The 21,340-nt window shown below is 44.8% G+C and carries 20 protein-coding genes; 9 read left to right on the top strand and 11 right to left on the bottom strand.

The window, feature by feature from the left end:
• Positions 1 to 19: 19 nt before the first annotated feature.
• Complete coding sequence (locus CGB83_RS00240) at positions 20 to 844, bottom strand: hypothetical protein (protein WP_100073957.1); 825 nt, start codon at positions 842 to 844, stop codon at positions 20 to 22.
• Positions 844 to 2,994, bottom strand: coding sequence for a type VI secretion system Vgr family protein (locus CGB83_RS00235; RefSeq protein WP_228420027.1), 2,151 nt, complete (start codon positions 2,992 to 2,994; stop codon positions 844 to 846). The genes CGB83_RS00240 and CGB83_RS00235 overlap by 1 nt, the downstream gene beginning before the upstream one ends.
• 606 nt (positions 2,995 to 3,600) lie before the next feature.
• Here CGB83_RS00235 and CGB83_RS00230 point away from each other — a divergent pair.
• The 6 genes from CGB83_RS00230 (at position 3,601) to CGB83_RS00200 (ending at position 11,210) form a co-directional block, all read left to right on the top strand.
• Positions 3,601 to 5,973, top strand: a complete 2,373-nt coding sequence (locus CGB83_RS00230; RefSeq protein WP_100073956.1) for a TonB-dependent receptor domain-containing protein — start codon at positions 3,601 to 3,603, stop codon at positions 5,971 to 5,973.
• A 550-nt stretch (positions 5,974 to 6,523) separates the two neighbouring features.
• Positions 6,524 to 7,654: a hypothetical protein gene (locus CGB83_RS00220; protein WP_100073954.1), complete on the top strand. Its 1,131-nt coding sequence runs from the start codon at positions 6,524 to 6,526 to the stop codon at positions 7,652 to 7,654.
• A gap of 183 nt (positions 7,655 to 7,837) precedes the next feature.
• Positions 7,838 to 8,866, top strand: coding sequence for a TonB-dependent receptor (locus CGB83_RS00215; RefSeq protein ID WP_100073953.1), 1,029 nt, complete (start codon positions 7,838 to 7,840; stop codon positions 8,864 to 8,866).
• 183 nt (positions 8,867 to 9,049) lie between these two features.
• Positions 9,050 to 9,856 carry a histidine phosphatase family protein gene (locus CGB83_RS00210; protein WP_228420025.1) on the top strand — a complete coding sequence of 269 codons (807 nt, stop codon included), beginning with the start codon at positions 9,050 to 9,052 and terminating at the stop codon, positions 9,854 to 9,856.
• A 239-nt stretch (positions 9,857 to 10,095) separates the two neighbouring features.
• The gene (locus CGB83_RS00205; protein ID WP_172954666.1) at positions 10,096 to 10,368 is read left to right on the top strand and encodes a helix-turn-helix domain-containing protein; all 273 of its coding nucleotides are present in this window, start codon (positions 10,096 to 10,098) and stop codon (positions 10,366 to 10,368) included.
• A 68-nt stretch (positions 10,369 to 10,436) separates the two neighbouring features.
• Positions 10,437 to 11,210, top strand: a complete 774-nt coding sequence (locus tag CGB83_RS00200; protein WP_100077425.1) for an SDR family oxidoreductase — start codon at positions 10,437 to 10,439, stop codon at positions 11,208 to 11,210.
• Between the two features lie 259 nt (positions 11,211 to 11,469).
• Here CGB83_RS00200 and arsB read toward each other — a convergent pair whose 3' ends face one another.
• From arsB to CGB83_RS00175, 6 genes are all read right to left on the bottom strand, one after another.
• Complete coding sequence (arsB, locus tag CGB83_RS00195) at positions 11,470 to 12,495, bottom strand: ACR3 family arsenite efflux transporter (protein ID WP_100073951.1); 1,026 nt, start codon at positions 12,493 to 12,495, stop codon at positions 11,470 to 11,472.
• Positions 12,480 to 13,103, bottom strand: a complete 624-nt coding sequence (locus tag CGB83_RS00190; RefSeq protein ID WP_100073950.1) for a low molecular weight phosphatase family protein — start codon at positions 13,101 to 13,103, stop codon at positions 12,480 to 12,482. Before CGB83_RS00190 ends, arsB begins: the two co-directional genes overlap by 16 nt.
• A 26-nt stretch (positions 13,104 to 13,129) precedes the next feature.
• Positions 13,130 to 13,351 (bottom strand): GNAT family N-acetyltransferase, encoded by a 222-nt coding sequence (locus CGB83_RS20635; RefSeq protein ID WP_335621883.1) that lies wholly within the window; start codon positions 13,349 to 13,351, stop codon positions 13,130 to 13,132.
• A 6-nt stretch (positions 13,352 to 13,357) separates the two neighbouring features.
• On the bottom strand, positions 13,358 to 13,621 hold the full coding sequence (locus CGB83_RS20630; protein WP_335621869.1) for a GNAT family N-acetyltransferase: 264 nt from the start codon (positions 13,619 to 13,621) through the stop codon (positions 13,358 to 13,360).
• A gap of 11 nt (positions 13,622 to 13,632) precedes the next feature.
• Positions 13,633 to 14,097: a DUF6428 family protein gene (locus tag CGB83_RS00180; protein WP_100073949.1), complete on the bottom strand. Its 465-nt coding sequence runs from the start codon at positions 14,095 to 14,097 to the stop codon at positions 13,633 to 13,635.
• Positions 14,098 to 14,177: 80 nt separating this feature from the next.
• Positions 14,178 to 14,507, bottom strand: a complete 330-nt coding sequence (locus CGB83_RS00175; protein ID WP_100073948.1) for an ArsR/SmtB family transcription factor — start codon at positions 14,505 to 14,507, stop codon at positions 14,178 to 14,180.
• 609 nt (positions 14,508 to 15,116) lie between these two features.
• Here CGB83_RS00175 and CGB83_RS20055 point away from each other — a divergent pair.
• The 3 genes from CGB83_RS20055 to CGB83_RS00165 all read left to right on the top strand — a co-directional run bounded on the left by CGB83_RS20055 (position 15,117) and on the right by CGB83_RS00165 (position 18,256).
• A complete protein-coding gene (locus CGB83_RS20055) occupies positions 15,117 to 15,365 on the top strand; it encodes a hypothetical protein (RefSeq protein WP_157761257.1) in 249 nt (82 codons plus the stop codon).
• Between the two features lie 214 nt (positions 15,366 to 15,579).
• Positions 15,580 to 15,984 (top strand): aegerolysin family protein, encoded by a 405-nt coding sequence (locus CGB83_RS00170; protein ID WP_100073947.1) that lies wholly within the window; start codon positions 15,580 to 15,582, stop codon positions 15,982 to 15,984.
• A 58-nt stretch (positions 15,985 to 16,042) separates the two neighbouring features.
• Positions 16,043 to 18,256: a hypothetical protein gene (locus tag CGB83_RS00165; protein WP_100073946.1), complete on the top strand. Its 2,214-nt coding sequence runs from the start codon at positions 16,043 to 16,045 to the stop codon at positions 18,254 to 18,256.
• A 68-nt stretch (positions 18,257 to 18,324) separates the two neighbouring features.
• Here CGB83_RS00165 and CGB83_RS00160 read toward each other — a convergent pair whose 3' ends face one another.
• The 3 genes from CGB83_RS00160 to CGB83_RS00150 form a co-directional block, all read right to left on the bottom strand.
• The gene (locus CGB83_RS00160; RefSeq protein ID WP_100073945.1) at positions 18,325 to 18,858 is read right to left on the bottom strand and encodes a hypothetical protein; all 534 of its coding nucleotides are present in this window, start codon (positions 18,856 to 18,858) and stop codon (positions 18,325 to 18,327) included.
• A gap of 322 nt (positions 18,859 to 19,180) precedes the next feature.
• Positions 19,181 to 20,311 carry an FAD-dependent oxidoreductase gene (locus CGB83_RS00155; protein WP_100073944.1) on the bottom strand — a complete coding sequence of 377 codons (1,131 nt, stop codon included), beginning with the start codon at positions 20,309 to 20,311 and terminating at the stop codon, positions 19,181 to 19,183.
• A 25-nt stretch (positions 20,312 to 20,336) separates the two neighbouring features.
• Positions 20,337 to 21,083 (bottom strand): helix-turn-helix domain-containing protein, encoded by a 747-nt coding sequence (locus CGB83_RS00150; RefSeq protein WP_100073943.1) that lies wholly within the window; start codon positions 21,081 to 21,083, stop codon positions 20,337 to 20,339.
• Between the last annotated feature and the right edge of the window lie 257 nt (positions 21,084 to 21,340).

The raw sequence follows: 21,340 nt of genomic DNA, 5'->3' as shown, positions 1-21,340 counted from the left end.
AGATCCTCGATTTTAAAAATCATATGGCTTTTAAAATATTACGTTCTTCACGGTATAGCGTACCGGGTATTTCAGCAATACTCATACACATACTTTGACTAGACCATGGCCACTCATCCAGATGGTACCGCTCAATATAACCCAACTGGAGCTGAGTCGGTACCCGGGGACGGTTTTTCAGAATTCTGATCATAGCCGTGACTTTATCCTGTTCAAACCGGTCTTCATCAATTGATCCTGAAACATCTATACGATAAGTTCCGTCAGAAAGTTCTGTTAAGGTCTCTGCCGTATTGATAGGCACGTTTTTGGTTGCCAAAAAATTCGGCAGTTCGCGGTAACCTTTAAGAGTTTCTTGTTTTTTTAAATCGTTATGATGAATTCCGGGAAATAAAAGAAGGTACGGATGTGCAAATCTAAGTGCGGAGGCAAGCTGTACCGGATCTTCCAGAAGCTCTGAGATACCGGTCATAAAAATATCTTTGTAAGGCTCCGTTTTATGATTCCTGATCAATTCCGGTTTGATTTTTTCCCACTTTTTCCTGATATCTTCAATATTTAACACTGTACCTAACCTTCCATTTTCATCTAAGGTGAAAATCAGTTCATTTCTAATCTCATGAAGATCACCAACCCATCTGTACATTCCTATAGCATTGCTTTGTTTATATCGGAGCATGCTGATCTTAAATACGGGAAGTCCCTGCTGGACAGAAAGAACATCCACCGTCATGCCCATTTCCACATGGTTTTCATTGCGAAGTCCCTGAAACCTGTAGCGTTCCTCTCTTAAGAAAGCATACTTTCTTGTCTTTCCGATATCCTGACTGCTGAACTCCATCATTAGCCCTTATTAATTTCGACATCTGCACCGGTAATATTGGTAGGGCCGCTTGAAGTAATCTTCGAGGACGTACTGTTAATAGCCAGATCCGCATCGGTTTTTACATCCATATTACCTTGACTGTGAATAGTAAACGTTCCTGCAGTCGCATCAAAACTGATGTTCCCGGCAGCTACCGTTCCTGTAATTCCCTTTTTATCGATGACAATCTTATTGCCACCCACCTGAAAGGTAATGCTCGTTTTGCCATCCAGTGTAATATTTCCGGCTGCATCCATCTGCAGCTGTGCCTGGGGTGGTGCATCTTTTTTACCGCCAACATTGATTGAACTGGTGCTTCCGGCATTGACACTGTGTGATGTTTTAGCATTGGTCGTCGCGTTACCTGCTCCGTCAAAGTGCATATTTGCACCACCCTGATCTTTAAGGTTCACAGATCCCGCACCGTTATCGTATTTCAATTCGGCACCGCTCCGGCCGCTGAAGCTCATGATATTATTTCCGGTACCACCTCCCGCTCCAATCGCACCGTGATACAGCCCTCCCATAACAAATGGCCGGTCTGGATGAAGATGAACAAAGTTGACGATGACCTGGTCCCCGACCTCCGGAATTGACATGAACCCACGGTTTTTACTTACCTTATCACTGCTTCCCGCATCGGGTGACATTACCCTTATAAATTCGGTAGCATCATTTCCTTTCTGCCAGTCCAGCTGGACCCGTACTCGGCCCTGGTTGAGCGGATCGGTATTTGAGATGACCTTTCCAAACTGCGGTTCTGCAACAGGAACCGTAAACTGCGGCCTCGGAATAAATCCGGTATCTGAAGCAATGGCCTGAAAAGAACCGTTATAATAGCCGCGGGCATCAACTTCATGAATAACCTCAACCATCATCACCTTTGTAAAGTATGAAGTTTCATTACTGTCTGTTTTCCGCATTCCGATGTCCGCAATACAGCCAGGATAAAGAAACGGAACAGTAGTATTGCCGGAAGTGACAAACACTTCTGCTGCCTTACTGCCTGCTGTTCCTTTCTGCGAAGCATCTATATCCATAAACGAAGACGCCTTTATAGGAGCCACCCGGAGCGAAGGGGTCTGGAAAATCCTCTCGGAAATTTCATAGGCACGCTTGGCGATATCGGATGTATGATTAATTTTTGTGCTTCCGCCCGTAAACTTCTCATTTTTACTACTGTTATAGCCGTAAAAAGAGGGATTAACATGCTGCGCTTTCATTTTGACTTTAACATTGGTGAGATTACTCCCATAAGTCAGCTTAACCGGTTTTTCCTGGGGAGGAAGCTTCCCGAAATGCAGCACTTCGCCATCGTAAAAGAATTGCTCACCATACGCTTCCGCAATCCTGGCCAGATAGTTATAATGTGTTTCTTCATACTGGCAGCTGTATGATACATTTCCATATCGCGTATCAACCCTGAAATCATATTTCCCCTGGCCAAGTCCCTCGGTAATCACTTCAGTAGCGATACTGTTTAAACTCATAGGCTGTGCACCGGCAAAACTCTGAATGTGGGGAGCTGCATCGAGCAAAACAGTAGGGCTTGCTCCCGCTAATACAAGATTTCCCAGACTGCTCTTTTCCTGGCTGTAACCAACCTCTGTGATCACACCAACGAAGTTCCGCTCCGGGCCGCCTTCCAGATCTTTATACTTAAAGACGATGCTGATCCGTTTTCCCAAGAATTTTTGAGCTTCTTCAAGGTTATGGTTTTCGGCTGTACCCAGCGTGTCATGGGCCAGGGTAAGTTCAAACTGATGATGCTTTGTTGCACTTTGAGAAAGTGTAAAATGCTTGAAATATTTTACAGGTGTTCCTTCAATATGAATATCAAGACGCACTACCCGGTTAATACCCGCAATCGCATTTTCGATAATTCCTTCCGGATTAAAAATTTTAGAGGTAGGCTGGCTTGACCACGCTTTTTCTTCGATAATGGCCTGGTCATTAGGCAAAACGGGTTGGTTAAGGAACTTATTTTCCGTATCCGTGACGTCTTGTAATGGCTTGATGATTGTCTGCCCGGGATCAGTCATGCCTATCAGATCATCTAATGGATTGGACAAACTTTTGGCAGATGAATCCGTTCCTGGCTTGGGAAGATCATTCTGTTCTTGAAACATGAATTTATTTTTTAGGTTAAGCGGTAACTTATCTAAAACCTTTACAGGTGAGACCATCTGGTTCACAGGAACAGTCGGTAATTTGCTTGGTCTCCATCGGCAGATTACGACAAGACTGTTTGAGATGGATCCGAAACAGAATTTTAAGATAAAAATTCTTTAAGTGCAGGCTGCTCAGGTAGCAGCAAGATTCATTTTTTTCATGGTTTTTTTGTTGATTTGGTTGTACCAATATATAACCTTAAACATTCACGGCAAAACGAAATAGAGTATTTTTTCAAATATGTCGTAATACTACGATTCATGCCTGACGATCAATAAATTACTGATCATAAAAAATCTTGTGCCTTAAAGCTGGCTATGATGGATGTATATGAGAATTTTCATAAGAGGATTATGGAATAGAAAAGATTTTTTAAGTACATTTGCACCTTATTAATATTTGGTCTAAATAAGCTTTACAAAATACGGAATGATAAAATCCAGTAAAAATCACAATTCTACCTAAGATTCCCTCATCACAAAATATTTTCACATTTTATCCAAGTCTCCCGTATTCCTCAGCAATACATGAACAACTAGGAATGCACATATTTTTATACAGTTATGATGAAACGTTTAATCTTTTTACTTTCTTTTCTGTGCTTTTCATTTCTTCTGGCACAGACCACTACCGGATCCATTTCAGGAACCGTAACCTCTGTTGATAACGAACCCCTGGAGCTTGTTTCGGTTTCCCTCATAGATCAGGATAAGAATACCATTACCGATATTTACGGTAATTTCAAATTTCCGCAGGTTGCACCGGGTAACTATACGGTGAAAATCCAGATGCCCGGACTTAGGGAGCAGCAGATTCCCGTAGAAGTAAAGCAGAATGAGGATACTGCACTCAAATACCAGCTGTCTAAGGAAAACATCCAGGTTTTACAGGAGGTAAGAATCACAGGCAATACGCCTAAAATCACAAGGAAAGAAAGTCCTTATGTTGCCAAACTGCCTATCAAATATCTTGAAAACCCACAGGTATACAATATAGTACCTAAGGAGCTGATTGCACAACAGATGGCGGTGGATCTGGGAAGTGTTTCAAAAAATGTTCCCGGAGCCGGGATTCCGATGATTGCCAATCAGGGAAGGGTGACCTTCCGTTCCCGTGGTTTTGATACCGAGCCCAATGCCAGGAACGGGGTTGCCGGAGCCGCGTTTTCATTTTTAGACAATGCCAATTTAGAGCGGGTTGAGGCAATCAAAGGTCCTTCCACTACCCTTTTCGGTACCCAGGTATCAAGCAGCTACGGAGGCTTATTCAACAGAGTGACCAAAAAGCCGTATAACGGAAAAGGCGGAGCGGTAAGTTATACCGGAGGAAGCTGGAATTTCAACCGGATTACCTTTGATGTCAATACGCCGGTTAATGCAGATAAAACAGCTCTGTTCAGGCTGAACGGAGCAACAACCTTTGAAAAAAGCTTTCAGGATAACGGCTTTACCAACAGTTTGGCCCTTGCACCGAGCTTTTCCTATCAGATCAATGACCGGTTAGCTTTATTACTGGATGTTGAATTCGGGATTGCAAAGGGGACTTCGGTAGTCCGTTTCAATCCTTACACCAAAAGCAATAAAATCCAGTCTATTGCCGATATGAATTTCCCTTATGACAAGACCTTTCTGGGAGATGACATCACCTACTCTACCCAGATGATGAATATCTTCGGGCAGCTGAACTATAAGATATCATCGCAGTGGACTTCTCAAACGATATTCTCAAGGGCAAGATCAACCATTAACGGCTATATAACCGCTCTGAACGGAAGGTCTGATACCACATTGCAGCCAAGTGTGATCATAGGAAATACCAATTTTATCGCGACCAATCTTCAGCAGAACTTTATCGGAGATTTTTACATCGGAAAATTCAGGAACAGAATGGTTTTCGGTCTGGATTATTACAACAATTTCAATAATTTCGACAGAACCACCGTTAATGCACCCCTAGTTGATTTCGTAAACACCCCAAGTACCTACAGGGTGACCAGGGATATGCTGGATAACCTGACCAATACCGGTACGCCGAGAAAAGAAAAAAGCAGCGATAATACATATGCAGCTTATATTTCGGATGTATTGGATATTACGGACCGGCTGAAAATCATGGGAAGCCTCAGGGTAGATAATTTCCATTACAAAGGAGTATATAATATCCTGACCGGCCAGACCTCCGGAGGGCTCAGCGTAAGCGGGCTTCAGGCGGGGCCTTATACACAGACGGCTCTGTCTCACAAATCAGGACTGGTTTACGAGATCGTAAAAGATAAGGTGTCATTATTCGGAAATTACCTCAATGGATTCTTTAACATCAGCGGAGTGGATAAGAACGGAAATAATTTTGTTCCCCAAAGAGGAAATCAGCTCGAATTCGGGGCTAAAGCAGATCTGTTCAATCACAGGCTTGTAGGGACCGTCAGCTATTATGACATTCATGTTGACCATGTGCTGAGGACAGATCCTGATGATGCCAATTTTTCCATCCAGGACGGTTCCCAGTACAGCAAAGGTGTAGAAGTGGATATTACGGCCAATCCCGTAGCAGGGCTGAATATCATTGTGGGGTATGCCTATAACGACAGTAAATACACGGAATCGGATGCGTCTGTTCTGAACTTACGTCCGGCTGCTTCAGGACCTCAGAATATGTATAATTTCTGGGTGAGCTATACTTTTTTAAAAGGCAAACTTAGCGGTCTGGGAGCCGGCTTCGGCGGAAATATTGGAAGCATGTCTTACCAGACGAATACCCAGAAGGCAAAAGTGATTATTCCTTCCTATAAAATGTTTGATGCCAGTATCTTCTACGACCGCCCGAAATACAGGCTGGGCCTGAAGATTGACAATATCACAAGCGAGAGAGCATGGTCTGTCCGGTTAACACCGCAGGCTCCCATCCGATACCTGGCAAGCATTGCTCTGAAATTTTAAGCAAGACATACCATTATACCAGATTACAGAGAGGTTGCCTTATGGGACAGCCTTTTTTATTTTATGAATCCGTAGACCATAATTTATCATTACAAGAGATTATTATTTCTGATCAGTTCCGTTTTTTGAAACTTCACATGCATCATGATGATTTTACCTGCCTTTTACTTCAGGATGCGTTCAGCGGGCTGTATTTTTATGTCCCATATAAAATTCTGCTTTTGCCTTATCACCGGGAGTTCTTTAAATAGCTGCAGGTTTATTGATTTTAGCTGATTTCTCTGGTTACTGCATTATACAGATTGACAATACTTTTTCTTGATCCTTGTTTACCCTGGGAACACTTAGGCATTCCGAACACCTCTTTTAAAATAGAATTTTTTACAATACATCACAATATTTACTGTAAATATTTGAATATAATTTCATGATTTACAGCTTTTGATATGTATTAAGTGATTTTACCAGATATTATTTGCTAATCTGAGCAAAAGCATTTAATATTGAAACGCTTCATATGGAAGCAATGAAATGATAAACACAAATTGATATGAAAACAAAATTCTTTTTTGTTATTACCACATCTCTTTTTTCATCTTCGCATTTTGCCCAGAATACAGCCTTCCGGAATGTGAAAAAAGATTCGATAAGGCCCAGGCAGGAAGTAAAAACCGATAAAAACAATATGATGCTGAATGCTGCTGCCGACAATGGTCCGCGGGTAGTGAATATCGGTCTCCCTGCCAGTGTCGGAGGAACAGTCATCTTAGAAAACGGACTTCCGGTATCGTATGATTTCATGGGCCAGATGCCTACAGCGGTGTGGCGGCAGGATAACGGTATCGGTAAATTTGATGTATTGAACGTGCAGAATACGGCACTTTTTGCCAGTGATGTGGGCGTGTCCGTGAGTACCTGGTCTAATCGGGGGACGGAAAAAACCAAAGGTGCAGTAAGCTTTACCACAAACTCGTTCGGGTTGCTTCGGGGTGATATCAACATCAGCGGGCCGATTAAAAACAACTGGTATTATTCAGCAACCGCATTTTTAAATTTTGATCCGGGAACATTCAGGTCGAATATCGCAACTTTTCTGGATGATACAAAGATCTTTAAGCTGGTTGTGAACAAAAAATACAAAAAAGGACAGATCGGCGTGCAGTATAAATTTGCCAACAGCAGCGCGATCACGATCAAGCAAAGCCCTTATATATATCACGAAAATGGCAAGGTCACTGCTCTGCCCGGTTTCAGGATCGGAAAAGATTCTTATCTGGAGCAGTCCGGATTGATTCATGCCATCGATCCGTTAACCGGAAATGCCGTGATCTGGGATGCCATGAAAGACAGCGGAAGCCGGTCTCATGTTCTTGATATTCTTGGTGACCATTGGTTTAACAATGGAATGAAACTGGATTATACAGTTCGGTACCAATATGCTGATGCCGGAACGTACAATCCTTATTATACGAATATTACACAAGCCTCCATCAATGCCTCACCAAAGATCGGGGACCGGAGGTTTTTCTACGCTGATCATCCTGCGTCTCCTTACACCGGAAATGTCCAGAATGCGCTCATGCTTTTTTCTCCCCGGTCAGTCAAGAACACCATTATGGGCCGTTTTGAACTGACTAAGAAGAGCCAGGCCCACGAATGGATGTTAGGACTCCACAATTGATATTATAATGCAGGTCAGGCAAATACCGCAACCTACAGTTATCAGTTTTCGGTAGAGCCTAACCCAAGAGCACTGATTTACGAGCAGTACGCAGCAGAGACCGGAGCCGATGGAAATCCTACAGGCCAGAACACCTGGAAGCCGGCAACCGACCCATACGGAAACAGAAGTTACAACCGGGCTATGCAATATTATAACGGCTGGGAAAACAAATTGGCAGTTGTAGCTACCGACAAATGGAACATCAATGACAAATTAACGGTTCAAATCGGAGCAAGGGCCGAGTGGCAACGGATCAACGGTGACTGGTATCCTGCGCAGAACAGGGCTGAAGCCGGAAAAAGCTGGGTCGCCGGAAACACAAGTCCTGTAAAGAAAGACTGGCTGAATATGACCGGGACCGCTGAAGCCGTTTATAAAGCATTTCCGAATCTGGGGACTGACAGCAAGCCGATGAGTCTGGGATTGCTTGCTGATCTTATGTACATCCAGCAGGCAGGAAGGTTGAGCATGTTTGCCGGAGCTGATGACCCGAATATTGAGACCTCACAGATCCCGGGCGGTTCTTTCGGTATCTACTTCAACCATCCGGTGATCAATATGATCTCGAAGGTTACCAAAATATCGCGGACAAAATTTAAAAACAATTCGACGTTCAATAAAAAGGAAAGCGATGGTTCCGTAACTACCGAAAAGCAGACCATCAGTTATGACGTGAATACGTTAGGATGGACCACCGATATCTTACTGAAACCATTCAAAGGCTTCGAAATGCAGGCCCTGCTGACGTTCCAGAATCCAAAATATGAAAATTATGAATTTGACGTTTTTGGTGAACATTTCAGCAACAGCGGAAATATCGCACGCAGTGTATCGAAAACCTTAGTGGAACTGAGTCCGAGCTACAGTTGGGGAAAGTATAAACTGTGGGCAAGCGCACGGTATTTCAGTAAAGAATTCGCCAACTATCCCAACACACTGATATTTGCCGGAAGATGGGAGACCTTCGCGGGCATCAATTTCAAATACGACAAAAATATAGACTTTTCTTTGAGTGTGGTCAACCTTTTAAATCAAAGCGGGGCTCAGGGATCCATTTCGGGAACCAATACCACGACCCTTGAACAGGCAAGGGCTTTGTACGGTCAGCCGCTGGCCGGAACATATATCCGTCCCTTAACAGTAGAATTTAAAACACGGATTAAGTTTTAACCCCGATCTGATGAACAGCAGCTTTATGTTCGACGATGTGTTTTTAGCTCTTTATATGGGGAGAAAAAGTTTCACGTCAATTTCATCTTCAGAGCGCTTTGTACAGACAAATGTTCCGGTAATCTTCTGCGTTGCTTATCAGAAGAAATGATTAAATGATTAAATAAAATAATTATAAACAACATGAAAAAATTACAGTTGATCCCTACCCTTCTTTTTATGGTATTCCATACCTGCCTATCCGGCCAGTCTGAAAAGGCTGCGAAACGCGGTCAGAACAATACGGTCGTATTCTATTTTGTCCGCCACGGCAAAACCATCCTCAACACCATGGACCGTGTACAGGGATGGGCAGACGCTCCCTTGACCCCGGAAGGGATCAAAGGTGCAAGAAACCTGGCCAAAGGGCTCAGGAGCGAAAAAATCAATTTCAAGTCAGCCTATTCCAGCGACCTGGGACGTGCGAGGCAAACGGCCCGCCTGGTGCTTGACAGCAAAGGGCGGCAGGATCTGACCGTTCATGAAGTAGCCGATTTACGTGAGACCAACTTTGGCAGTTACGAAGGTGGCGAGAATACAAAAATGTGGACAGACGCAGCCCTGTATTTACATTATAAATCCTCGGCAGAGCTTTTTGAAGCCTTGAAAACCAAACATGAAACCATTGAAAATGTGCTGGCTGCCTTTAAAGCCCTCGACACGTTGGGGATAGCGGAAGATTATGCCAAGGTCAAATCAAGGGGACAATCTGCCATCCGTGAGATCGCACAGAAAGAGCAGAAAAACGGCGGGGGCAATATCCTGGTTGTCGGGCATGGCATGGCGCTGGGCATATTCCTTTCCGATCTGGATAGTTCCGGTAAAAAAGCTGCCGGCGGAGCTATGGCCAATACAGCTGTATCCAAAGTAACATACAAAGACGGCCAATTTACGCTGGAAACTTTTGGTGATGTCAGTTACCTGCAGAAGGGAGAACAAATGGCAGATTAAATGCTGTACAATGATGTGCTGCAAACCGGGAATTACCGGAGATCATTGATATGGACGGACATGATGAGAATTAAGATGCCTCTCACACAAAAATTGTAAACTTTAATCTTTATATTTAACTTCACATTCCAGACACAAAAATCAATACATTAATGAACCGGCCAACAGACATTACGGAATCATTTGTCCAATTAATTGATAAACACCTTGCTGACTTAGTAAGCGCAAAAGAAGAAACTATGTTTGAAATCGAAGAGTTTGCCGGGCTGTTGTGTATTCATCCTACTCATTTAAGCCATACCATCAAACAGGTAACGGGTGAAACACCGTGTGGCATCTATCAGATGAAAATACTGGAAACCGCGAAGAAACTTCTTTCCGATAAAGATTTGGCCATTAAGGATATCGCCTATATGCTGTCCTACGATCCTTCGCAGTTCACCAAATGGTTCAAACGGTTTGCCGGTGAGACCCCAAAGTCTTATCGCCGGTCCCTTTACGAAGACATTTGAAATACTTAAATCATGACCATTTTTTCCGGGACGGCCTCTATACCTTTGCCTTAAAATACTATTCAGTTATGGATGTAAAGACAAAAAAGGTTCTGATCACCGGCGGCAGTGACGGAATCGGAAAAGGACTGGCTGTACGTTTCTTAAAAGCAGGAAGCCAGGTGATGGTTACCGGAAGGAATCAAGGAAAGCTGGAGCGGCTAGCCCGGGAATATCCGGGCATACTTACCTTTGTTAATGATATCGGTAAGGCGGAGGAGCGCGAATGGCTCGCAAAGCATGTAATGGAGCAATTTGAAAATCTGAATATCCTGATCAACAACGCGGGCATCCAGCGCAGAACAGCCCTTGCTGAGGATCATTCGCCTTGGAAGGAAAGACAGGAAGAAATAGATATTTTATTATCGGCTCCTGTCCACCTGAACCATCTTCTCATACCGCAGATGCTAAAAAACAATCAGCCCGGGATGATCATCAATGTCACATCGGGCGGAGCGTATATCCCGCAGGTATTCGCGCCCGTATACAGCGCCTGCAAGGCAGCGCTTCACAGCTATACCTTAACCCTGGCACATGCATTATCCAACACCCGGTGCAAAGTTATCGAACTGGTTCCGCCGGCTGTGCAGACCGCATTAGCGGGACCGGGATTCAGTCACGGTGTTCCGCTTGAAGACTTCTGTGACCATGTTTTTCACGAAATAACCGCAGGAAAAAACAGGAAAATCGGGTTCGGGCGTACAGATCATTTAACAGAGGAAATTTCCGGCCGCCCTGTTGAAGATTTAATGGCTGAAAGTGCAGTGAGGTTCCCGGTGAAGACGTACGGCGATTTTTACTAAACTGCGCAACAGAAAATGCCCTGCTACAAATTTCCCAGATAGGTTGTACTCAAAACCAAAGTCCTGCAACCTGAGTCAGACCATCACCCAGCGGGCAGCGTGAAAAATGGATCAGACAAGGTTTGGTTTAACAGAGTAACGGAAACTGTTATGAGAAAAAATGGAAAGGTCTAAAAAAGCCAGACTTTATTACCTTCAAAACTGATGCTGCTGCCGATATTACCATCACCTTTTTTCCAGTTCAAATGCCTCAACCATATTAAAACCTCTCTTTTAACCATAAGCTCACCTTGACCAGCACCATCAGCACCGGAACTTCGATCAAAGGTCCGATGATGCCCACAAATGCCTGCTGGGAATGAATACCGAAAACAGCAATAGACACGGCTATCGCCAATTCAAAATTATTGCCAGTGGCAGTAAATGATATGGCCGCGTTCTTAGCATAAGGGATTTTCAGGGATTTGTTGACCATGAACGATACGAAGAACATCAGTACGAAATAAATCATGAGCGGTACGGCTACTTTAAGCACATCCATGGGCAATTCCAGGATCTGGTTCCCTTTCATGCTGAACATGATGACAATGGTAAAAAGCAGAGCATACAAAGTAACAGGTGATATGCTGGGAATAAATTTCCTGTTGTACCATTCGCTGCCTTTTGATCTGATAAAGAGATAACGGCTCATAAAACCCGCCAGGAAAGGAATGCCCAGATAGATCAGTACGCTTTGCGTAACCTCTTCTGCAGACACCCTGACATTGAAATCGGCAAGGCCCAATTTTCGCGGCAATACATTGATGAACAGCCAGACCAGAAAACTGTAGGTAAGCACCTGGAAGATGCTGTTCAAAGCAACCATCAGGGCAGCGTACTCCCGGTCGCCTTTTGCCAGGTCGTTCCAGACAATGACCATGGCAATGCACCGGGCAAGTCCAATCAGTATCAGGCCTGTCATGTAACCGGGTTCATCCCGTAAAAACAGAACAGCCAGCCCGAACATGAGCATTGTACCGATGACCCAATTAAGCAGCAGCGATATACCGATTGCTTTTTTGTCCTTCAGCACATCTGGCAGAAGCGTGTAATCGACTTTCGCCAGCGGCGGATACATCATCAGAATCAGCCCTGCCGCCAAAGGAATATTGGTGGTCCCTACCGACAGGCTGTTGATGAGGCCTGAGATATCCGGAAAGAGATAACCCAGTCCTATCCCGGTTGCCATGGCCAGAAAGATCCATAAAGTCAGGTAGCGGTCCGTAAATTTCAGTCTTTGCTGCATAGGTTATTTTTAACAGAGGAAAAAACGTGGAACATTTCCGATGCGATCTCTAAACTTCTTTCTGCATATACTTCCGATTGCCATTGGGTATGGTCTGAACTTTTAGGATCCTCAAAAGTAACCGGTATCCTTTCTTCGGCTCCTGCAATAAAAGGACAGCTGTCGTCTGCCCGGGAACAGGTAAGCACAGCGGCAAATCCCGATACAGGATTGAAAGGACTGTCATATTTTTTGGAAAACCCAATGACAGGTAAAGCGTTGCCTGCATGCTTTATGGCGTATAAAGCATTATCTGCTGACGTGATTTTAAAAACCTCAAATCCCTGACCGGCCAGTGTTTCCGCAACCTTAGGAAATAAAGCCGTTTCTTCCGTGCCTCCTGAATAACAGCAGACATTCCGGATGCCATAACAGGCTGCTGCTGCCTGTGCCCATACCTGTGCCAAATGGCTTCTGCGTGAATTATGGGTGCAGATGAAATTAAGGTTCACAGCCTGCCGGGTGTTTACTTTTTGTTGTATAAAGCGGACCAGAGGTTCCAATACAGTTTTACGTTCTTCTTTAACGTCCTGTAATTGTGCTATGGTTTCTGATAATGCTGGGTACATGATTGTTTTTTTGATTGAGTGTCTGTTTAGTCTGTCCCGACTATTGTGCTTCTGCGTTCCATCAATACCGTATCTTTCCAGATCCCGTTTTTCTTTGCGATCCGCTCCCGGTAGCCTACGCGCCTGAAACCGCATTTCTCATGCAGCCTGATGCTGCCTTTGTTCTCTGAAAATATACCGGATTGCAGTGTCCATATTCCGTTGGCTTCACTCTGCTTAATCAACTCATTCAATAGCAGAGTGCCTATCCCCTTTCACCTTTCTTCCTCTGCGAGGTAAATGCTTACTTCAGCTACACCTGCATATACGGTTCTGGCCAAGGCGGGTGTTAAGGCTGCCCACCCCAGAATCTTATTGTTTTCGCTTGCCGCAATCCTGCAAAAGGCAAGATGGGCTCCGTCCCACTCTTCCCACGACGGCACTTCGTTCTGAAAGGTAGCCATCCCGGTAGCCAGTCCCTGTCTGTAGATTTCCGCTACTTCGGAAAAATGGTCTTGGATAATGGTCTTTATTTCCATAACAATAGGGTTTAGCAGCAGCCGGAATCCGGATGGCAGCGGGATTTGCTCAGGTCTGATAATTTTACCTTCTGTTTTTCCGCAGGGACACCGCAGGCATCCCCGGCCATGCACGCCGTCTGCCTGTTTTTCAGCAGGAAATTCTTTCCGTTGAATTCCAGATCGTATTTCCCTATTGTCTCGGTCTGGTATTCCACCTCTATTCCGGCATCTTGGATGCCCAGCTTTTCTTCAGACAGCTGAATGATATCAAGGAGTTTAGCCGGTTTTAGCCGGTGCTCGAAATCATCGGCATTCCACAACTGGAAATTGACTGATTTTTCAGTTCTGATCTTACCTCCGCAGTCTATAAAATGTTTGGTTACCATACCAACTTCTGTTACATGGAAATGCTCCGGAACATACATTCCATTTTCAAGCTGGAACTCAACATGATCCAGGGTGGGCAGAATGGCTTTGATTTCTGATAATGTCATAGTCATTGATATATTTATTGATTATGTTTCACAATATGTCATATTGCAATATAACGATATAAAAACTTAAAAAAATGCCCTTAACAGCATTGACTAACTTTAACGTCCTGATTGAAAAAAGCATTGAACTCCTTCTGGATCTCTTTCCAGACGTTCTCATCAATGCAGTAGCAAACAGATTTACCTTCAATAGATCCTTTGATGATGCCTAGATTTTTCAGTTCCTTCAAATGCTGTGATATGGTAGCCTGTGCCAATCCCAGTTCTTCCACAAGGTCATTGCAGATGCATGCCTTCTGGCTGATGATATACTGAAGGATGGCTATCCTGGCCGGGTGCCCTAAAACTTTGAGGAGCGAAGCCAGCTTATTCTGCCCGTCCGTATAAATTTCTGTTTTAGTGATTCCCATAACGCATATTTTTATATCGCAATATTACGATATAAAATATAAATGAACAAATATGACAGGCTGTAATTTCAAAATTACTTTTTTTAATGTGGCCAGAAGCAATTTCAGGATACAAAACATGAATTCCTGTAATGGAATCCACAGGAACACATGGGTTCGATGCAATGATTTGAAACAGGATTTACAATACAGAAATGCCTTACAGGCCGCTTAAAAAACCTCCGGGAAGGGGTCTGACACCCTAAATCCAATATAGATGATCCTCATTATCCATGCCTATCCTGTTTTATTTTTTAATATCAACAAAAGTTTAAACAGGTTTATATCCTTTAAACCGAAAAAATATTTAAATTTGACCATCAGGATCTGCCGACGAAGACATAGCAGCAATGCCGGTTGACCACCAGTAAGATCCAAAGCTAGGGAACGGGCAGCCAATATATCCGTTGACATAGGCAGCCCTACCTAAAAATAATAGAGCGTATTTAAAAACTACCGATCAAAAGACGGACTGACCACCCGAAATGAAATAAAACAAATAACCACAGACCAATGGTCTTGCCTGTAAAAAATATGTCTACAGGAATATGTATAAAAACTAATTATCCCATGAAAACAACACATCTAACCCACCCTGTTGCCCACAGGTGTATCCAGGGCTCATTGAGAACACCTCAACAGGAAATTCTCCCAGCAACACAATTTCCGGAAATCAATACCGGCCTCTATTTTCACCCAAGCCTATCCGGCTGCCGGTCTGTTCCGGACGGTTATACTCCTAATCGGCCAGATGATACCAAATACAGGTATTGCGTGTACAGCCCGACCGGTGCTGTCCTTAAAAATGACACCCTTTAATTTTTATGTCAGATCATTCAGGTACGGCTAAAACCGGCATTTTAATACGGCAGAAATAAAAATAATCAGATGACTGCGTCATCGCTTCCGTAAGGCGGTGATGATGGTTCACGGACAAACAAAAACAATTAACCATACGGTGGAGCAGCTCCCACTTGAAAAAACGGATCAACATTCCTGAAAAAACAAAACAGGAATTAAAACATTACAAATTATGGCATACGCACAATGGATTGAAGTTAAGATCGTATCGGAAAATATGACTTTAACAGTAAAAAATGCAACCTTACAATGGGGAAAGTTCTATCAGGAAGGCGATAAGGATAAAGAAATCAGCACTGATGATATCAATAGGATTACCGTGGATTCAGGCAAGAGCGCGTCAATCTGCTCATGCGGAAGGTCAGACGCCTCTTCCGGCACGCAGGGAAGCTTCGAGCTGTATAACGGGGATACCAAGATCGGGAAATTTGTATGGGAGTGCCCGTGGGGCAAAAAAGACAACAGCTTCAGCTGGACCCAGGATGCCAGTGACAAATCTTACTATTCGAACAGGGAGGGCGGCAATAAGAACTCCGGCGCCATCGGTAATGTAACCATCAGCTGTATTAAACTCTAGGTCCCTGCAAAAGCAATTAATTGAAATCTATTTTCTAAAACTGATAACAATAATAATCATGAGCAATATAAAAAGTTCAAACGGGACCATCAATCCTTTTTACGCCGTTGAGATCGGAAGCATTGTAAAAAGTGATACCGGCCGTTTCCTCACCTCTGTCATCAAAGGGGACATCACCAAAATGGTTCCGGACAAGGAGGTAAAACAAACGATGACCGGAGGCAGTTCCTACGTTTATACAGACCGGCTGAACCAGGGTTCGGTAGGCGTATCCGGATCATACGGTATTTCCGGACTTACCAGCATTAACGCAGGTTTATCCGTCTATGCAGGTAATTCTGCCGCAGAACTGACGAAAAAGGTAGCCGTTAATTACAATGTGCAGATGCTGTCCGGAGTGGAATACATTAATTTCAACGATTTAAAAGCGGAGGACCTGATCAATTCGCTTCAGGCCAACCCTAAGCAGATGGCATTGCATGCATTGGACAATTACAATGCCCTGATGAAGAAACTGGGTTCCGATAATCTTTTAACCGTTATGCAGTCCCCGGCCGCACATCCGGAGATTGTGAGCCTGGTCAATGCATGGGTAAAATCGGTCCAGCTGTTCTTCCAGAAACACGGTGACGGTATGGTGGTAGGCGTAGTCTGGGGAGGTATGGGAACCGTATCCCTGGAAATGATCAGCTCATCAGGGGAAAGCAGCTGGAAATACGGCACCAAAGGAAACTTTACCTATTCGGGGGTCGGAAAGGCGATCACGGTAGAAGCGGCTTATGACGGAAGCAATTCCCGCAGGGAATCAAAGGTGAATGTGACCACATCTTCCTGGTCAAGCGGCGGCTGTGTGCAGCAGCAGATTGCTGCCTGGAGCCAGGTGGTGGAAGGCAAGGCATTCAGCGAAATCAGTTCGATCAGCCTGCTGGAAAAAGCACCGCAGGTAAGCGCCGTAGCCAATGCACCCAAAATACCGGAATTCAAAACACCGGAAAAGGATGCTAAAGTGACCGAGAAGGTCAACGAAATCAAGAACCTGACCAACCTGGATGCCCTGGCAAAGACATCCGCTTTCGAGGAAGCGAAAAAGAAGGAAAAAGACCTGACCATAGAGGAGTTTTTGAAACGCTCCGAGAAGAAAGCAGATCCGAAACCGGTTGATGATCTTAAAAAAGAAGTCGCCAACAACAATCTTGATGTGCTGAAAAAAAATGAGGCCCCGAAAGCACTGGCGCTCGACAACGAGCTCAGGGTTATGAGGCCATCAGCAGCAGCAGCAGCCACCACAGAAAAAATCCAGCTGGGGAAAAAGGACGACAACTATACCGTGCTCGGCGTATGGATCAGCAACTGGCCGGACCTCTTCCCATGGATGGCCACCGGGTACCTGAATGCCATAGATGACCTGAGCTCCACACAGGAACTGCTGAAAAAACAATCCATGATCCAGGATTTCCTTTCACTGGGTAAAACATATTATATGCTGGATGCCAGCGGAATATCGGCTTCCAATTTTAAAATGTCCCCGTTCAACCAGATTGCGGCTTCGTTCAGCCAGCAGGCAGGGTATATCAGGGATAATTTTGATGACGAAAGTGTTATCGAGAACGCCTATGACCAACTGAGCACGGATGCCCAGAAAATTTATACAAAATGGAATGAAATCAAGTTCCTGCGCAGTGCAGAATTAGGGTTGGGAGTATTGTATCAGGGAGCAAAATCCATTGCGAACGACATTGTAAAAACAGAATTCAATGCCGGGTATACCAACGTGTGGTACAAGACCGAAGACTGTTCATTCTTACCGAATAATTACAGTGCCTTCAGCAGGTTTTTAAAAGTGCTTCCGTTCCTGACGCCTTCCGGGGATATTTATGCTTTCGGTCCCTCCCAGATGGTTCTGAACCAGATCAACAGCGACGGAGCCAAGTTTTCCAAAAACCCGTTGATTGCAGCCAAGTTCGAAGTGGATATGGAGAAGCGCGTATTGAAGAAGGGCGATATCGTGCTGTATCCGGTGAAATTCAGTGCGGCTAAGGATATCTCATCTACGTGGGAGGGCCAGAGCATCAGTACCAATATCGCATCCATCAAGAATATTAATGAGCACCTTGAGAATGCCGTAAAAAAGATGAAGGACCTGAACGTGTACAGCTTCAGCAGCAGCAGCTGGCAGCCGGAGTGGACGCCAGAAGACTATTACAGCATCAATTCCATCAAAAAGCAATACATTGGAATTGTAGATGAGCTGCACAACGTATTTGGCAACTAATACAGTGCATTCATCAGAATGATAACCATACAACCATCAGGAGGATTATTTTTCTCCTGATGTTTTTTTTAATTGGAGTCAAGCAGATCCGTTATTTTCTGCTTTGCCTCCGGCTCCTGCCGTGCGTAGTTTCTGTTTAGGATTAAATAGGAGCCTTGTTCAACGGAACAGGAATGAGCGAAATGTTCGGAATCAAAGAAAAATCCGGCAAAGTGTTGATACACACAAAGCCGCTTATTCCTTACCCCGCCTGCTTTGCCCAGCTCATCAGCAGCCGGTCTTGCGGTGAAAAAGAATGAGGCCAGCGGATGTTCCCGGTAGATCGATAACCCGATGGATGCGCAAGTCACCAGGACCTTTTTTGCTACCGAAGGTCCGACATGGGCAAGACGGTCAAATTTATCGTCGGTTTCATTGTTCTCTTCCAGGCAGAACTGAAGCACATAAACATGGTGCCGGTATTCCTCAAATGTGGCCAGGTAGCGGATGCCTTCAGCATTGAATTTGTAGACATGCACGGCTTTGAAATAATGGTCCGGGTCACTGGATTTCAGGACTTCGCAAAATTCAACGGGATAGAACGGCAATTCAGCAAGCGACATAAGAACGGTTTGAATCGGTAAGCATTGGATTAGTTTTTTATAAATATACAAAAAAAGATGGGCCGGACCGGAATTACCTGCTTCTGCGCATACATTATGGAGCCGTTTTCCCAAGCAACCTGTACCGCACTACTCCATTTCCGGTATTCCTTTTGTTCCGGGTACAAAAATTTGCATCAAACCGGAACAACGAAATCACAGTGAGATCCGTTTTCGGGGACCTCCGAAAACCATTTCAGAAAGCATCAGCGCACAAAGAGCAGGTGTCAATGCCTTGCAGACAATTGAAAGTCGCTTCTTCACTTTATTTATCCTTGTCGAACTACCTTTTTTCCCTCCGTATTTCATCAAACCTCTTTTCAGAATGGATGCTGCTTTCAGCCTCTGCGGTATCTTCCTGGGCTTTTAAAGCATACGCAAACATCTGTGCTTCATACATCTGTATGGCTCCATCAATGCTCGTAAATGCTTCGTTCAGCAGGTTTTCCGACAGGTATAATGCATCCAGCAGGCCGATATTCACTCCAATCCCTGAAAACGGCGGCATCACATGCGCGGCATCGCCGATCAGCGTGATGTTATGGTGCGGCTTCCAGTTTTCCGGGCGCAGGCGCCGCATCGGCAGCAAGGTATATTCATCCGTCGACGAAAACAATTGCCTGTACGCCGGGTTCCAGTTGGCAAACAGCTGGTCGAGATAGGTACTGACCGCTTTCTTATCGGTAAAATCGAGTCCGCATTCTTTGATCCACTGTTCCGGCCGGCGGAAAGAAATGTAATAATTCAGCGCCCCGTTGGCTTTCGTCTGGGAAAAGACAAACATCTGTTCTGCAATGGCCGCCATATTTCCCTGTCCGCATAGTTGTTTAAAATCCGGACAATGAAGATCGGGCTGCAGCACTTCACCCTGGATCACCACCGTTCCCGTATATTCGGGCTGGGCATCGGTGACCAGTTTCCGGACATTGCTCATGCCGCCGTTCGCGCCTACCACCACATCGGCAGCAGCTGTATTCCCGTTTTCAAAATGCAGCAGAAAAGTTCCGTCCTGCTGTTGTTCCAGGGAGGTTAATTTGCTGTCCCAGAATACCGTACCGGGATCCAGGTGTCCCAGAAGCATGGTCCGAAGATCGTTCCGGTCGATTTCGGGACGGTCGTACAGATGGCCTTCTGCCGGGTAATCTTCCTCCAGCAAAGTACCGTACTGATCGGTCGAGCGTTCTGGTGTCGGCCTCGAATACCGGTAAAACTCATCTAAAAGCCCGGCCTTTTCCAGGGCTAACTGGCCGTAATCGTGATGGATGTCAAGAGTGCCGCCTTTGATCCGCGTGTGCTGGTTTTTATCCCGTTCATAGACATGGACTTCCACGCCGGATTGCTGCAATAATTTTGCGAAGGTTAAGCCTACCGGACCTGCCCCGATAACGGCTACCTTTTTATCTTGTAGTACCATAACCTGTATTTTAGTTACGGCAAAATTATTTCAGATGGCGTCCCGAAAATTGAATAAATCGGTCATTTTCATTTTTCGACAGTTCTTTGGGCGATACGCCCGATAATTTCTTCACTTCCCGGATAAAATGCGCTTGGTCCGAAAAGTTCTGTTCAGGATACAGCCTCCCCTCTTTCAGCTGCCGGTAAGAAGACCTGAAACGTAAAAAAGTACAGTATGATTTAAGCGGAATACCGAACTGCCGGTTAAAGTACCGGTTGATCTGCCGGCTGCTCCAGCCCGTTTGCTCCGAAACTTCCGAAACCGTAACCGCACCGTTGGATGTGTAGAGGAGTTCAAATAGCTTTTTCTTTTTGGGATCGATACTGTCTGGGATCAGCTGCCTGATCTTTTGGGCTGTCTTTTCCATCAGGCGTCCGGTATCATGCAGGTCGTTTTCGCAGAATCCCCAGAAATCCTGAGGCAATCCCCTTGCTGAATCCACAATACCTGCAATGGGCTGCCCGAAAATATATTCCGAAGCCATTAATTTGAAGCTGATCCCGAACATCCGGGTCACCGGCATTTCTATATCGGCTTCAAAACGGGTTCCCAACCCAACCAGAGAAACCTCAAACCCGCGGCCTTCCTCTTTCGATAAGATCAGTTCGAAAAAAGCATCCGGAACAACCGTGACCGTAGTTCCCGACACTGCATTTTCCACCGTCCAGTAACAGCTGACAAAATCGCTGATATCATGATCGGGCTGATAATAGATGGCGGTAAAGCTCATAATGGATATTAAATGGGGCTGTAAAAATAAGCAATTCCAGCCTATCCACTATGAAATGCGTTTAGTGACAATTTGCTTCGGAAGGACTAACTATGCGGATGCGTACACCCAGACCGATGACGCACTAAACCGACAACGCGACCACTGAGCCGATTTTACCGTGCATGGGAAATATTTTGATGGGAATGAGGTGGAGAATTTTATTTTGGTGGTTGACAATATTATTGAGTGTTTGATTTCTCATAAGTAATGAGAAT

This window comes from Chryseobacterium camelliae (assembly GCF_002770595.1).
Taxonomy (GTDB): Bacteria; Bacteroidota; Bacteroidia; order Flavobacteriales; family Weeksellaceae; genus Chryseobacterium; species Chryseobacterium camelliae.
The sequence above is the reverse complement of the archived record's forward strand: the minus strand, read 5'-3'. Positions and strand labels throughout refer to the sequence as shown.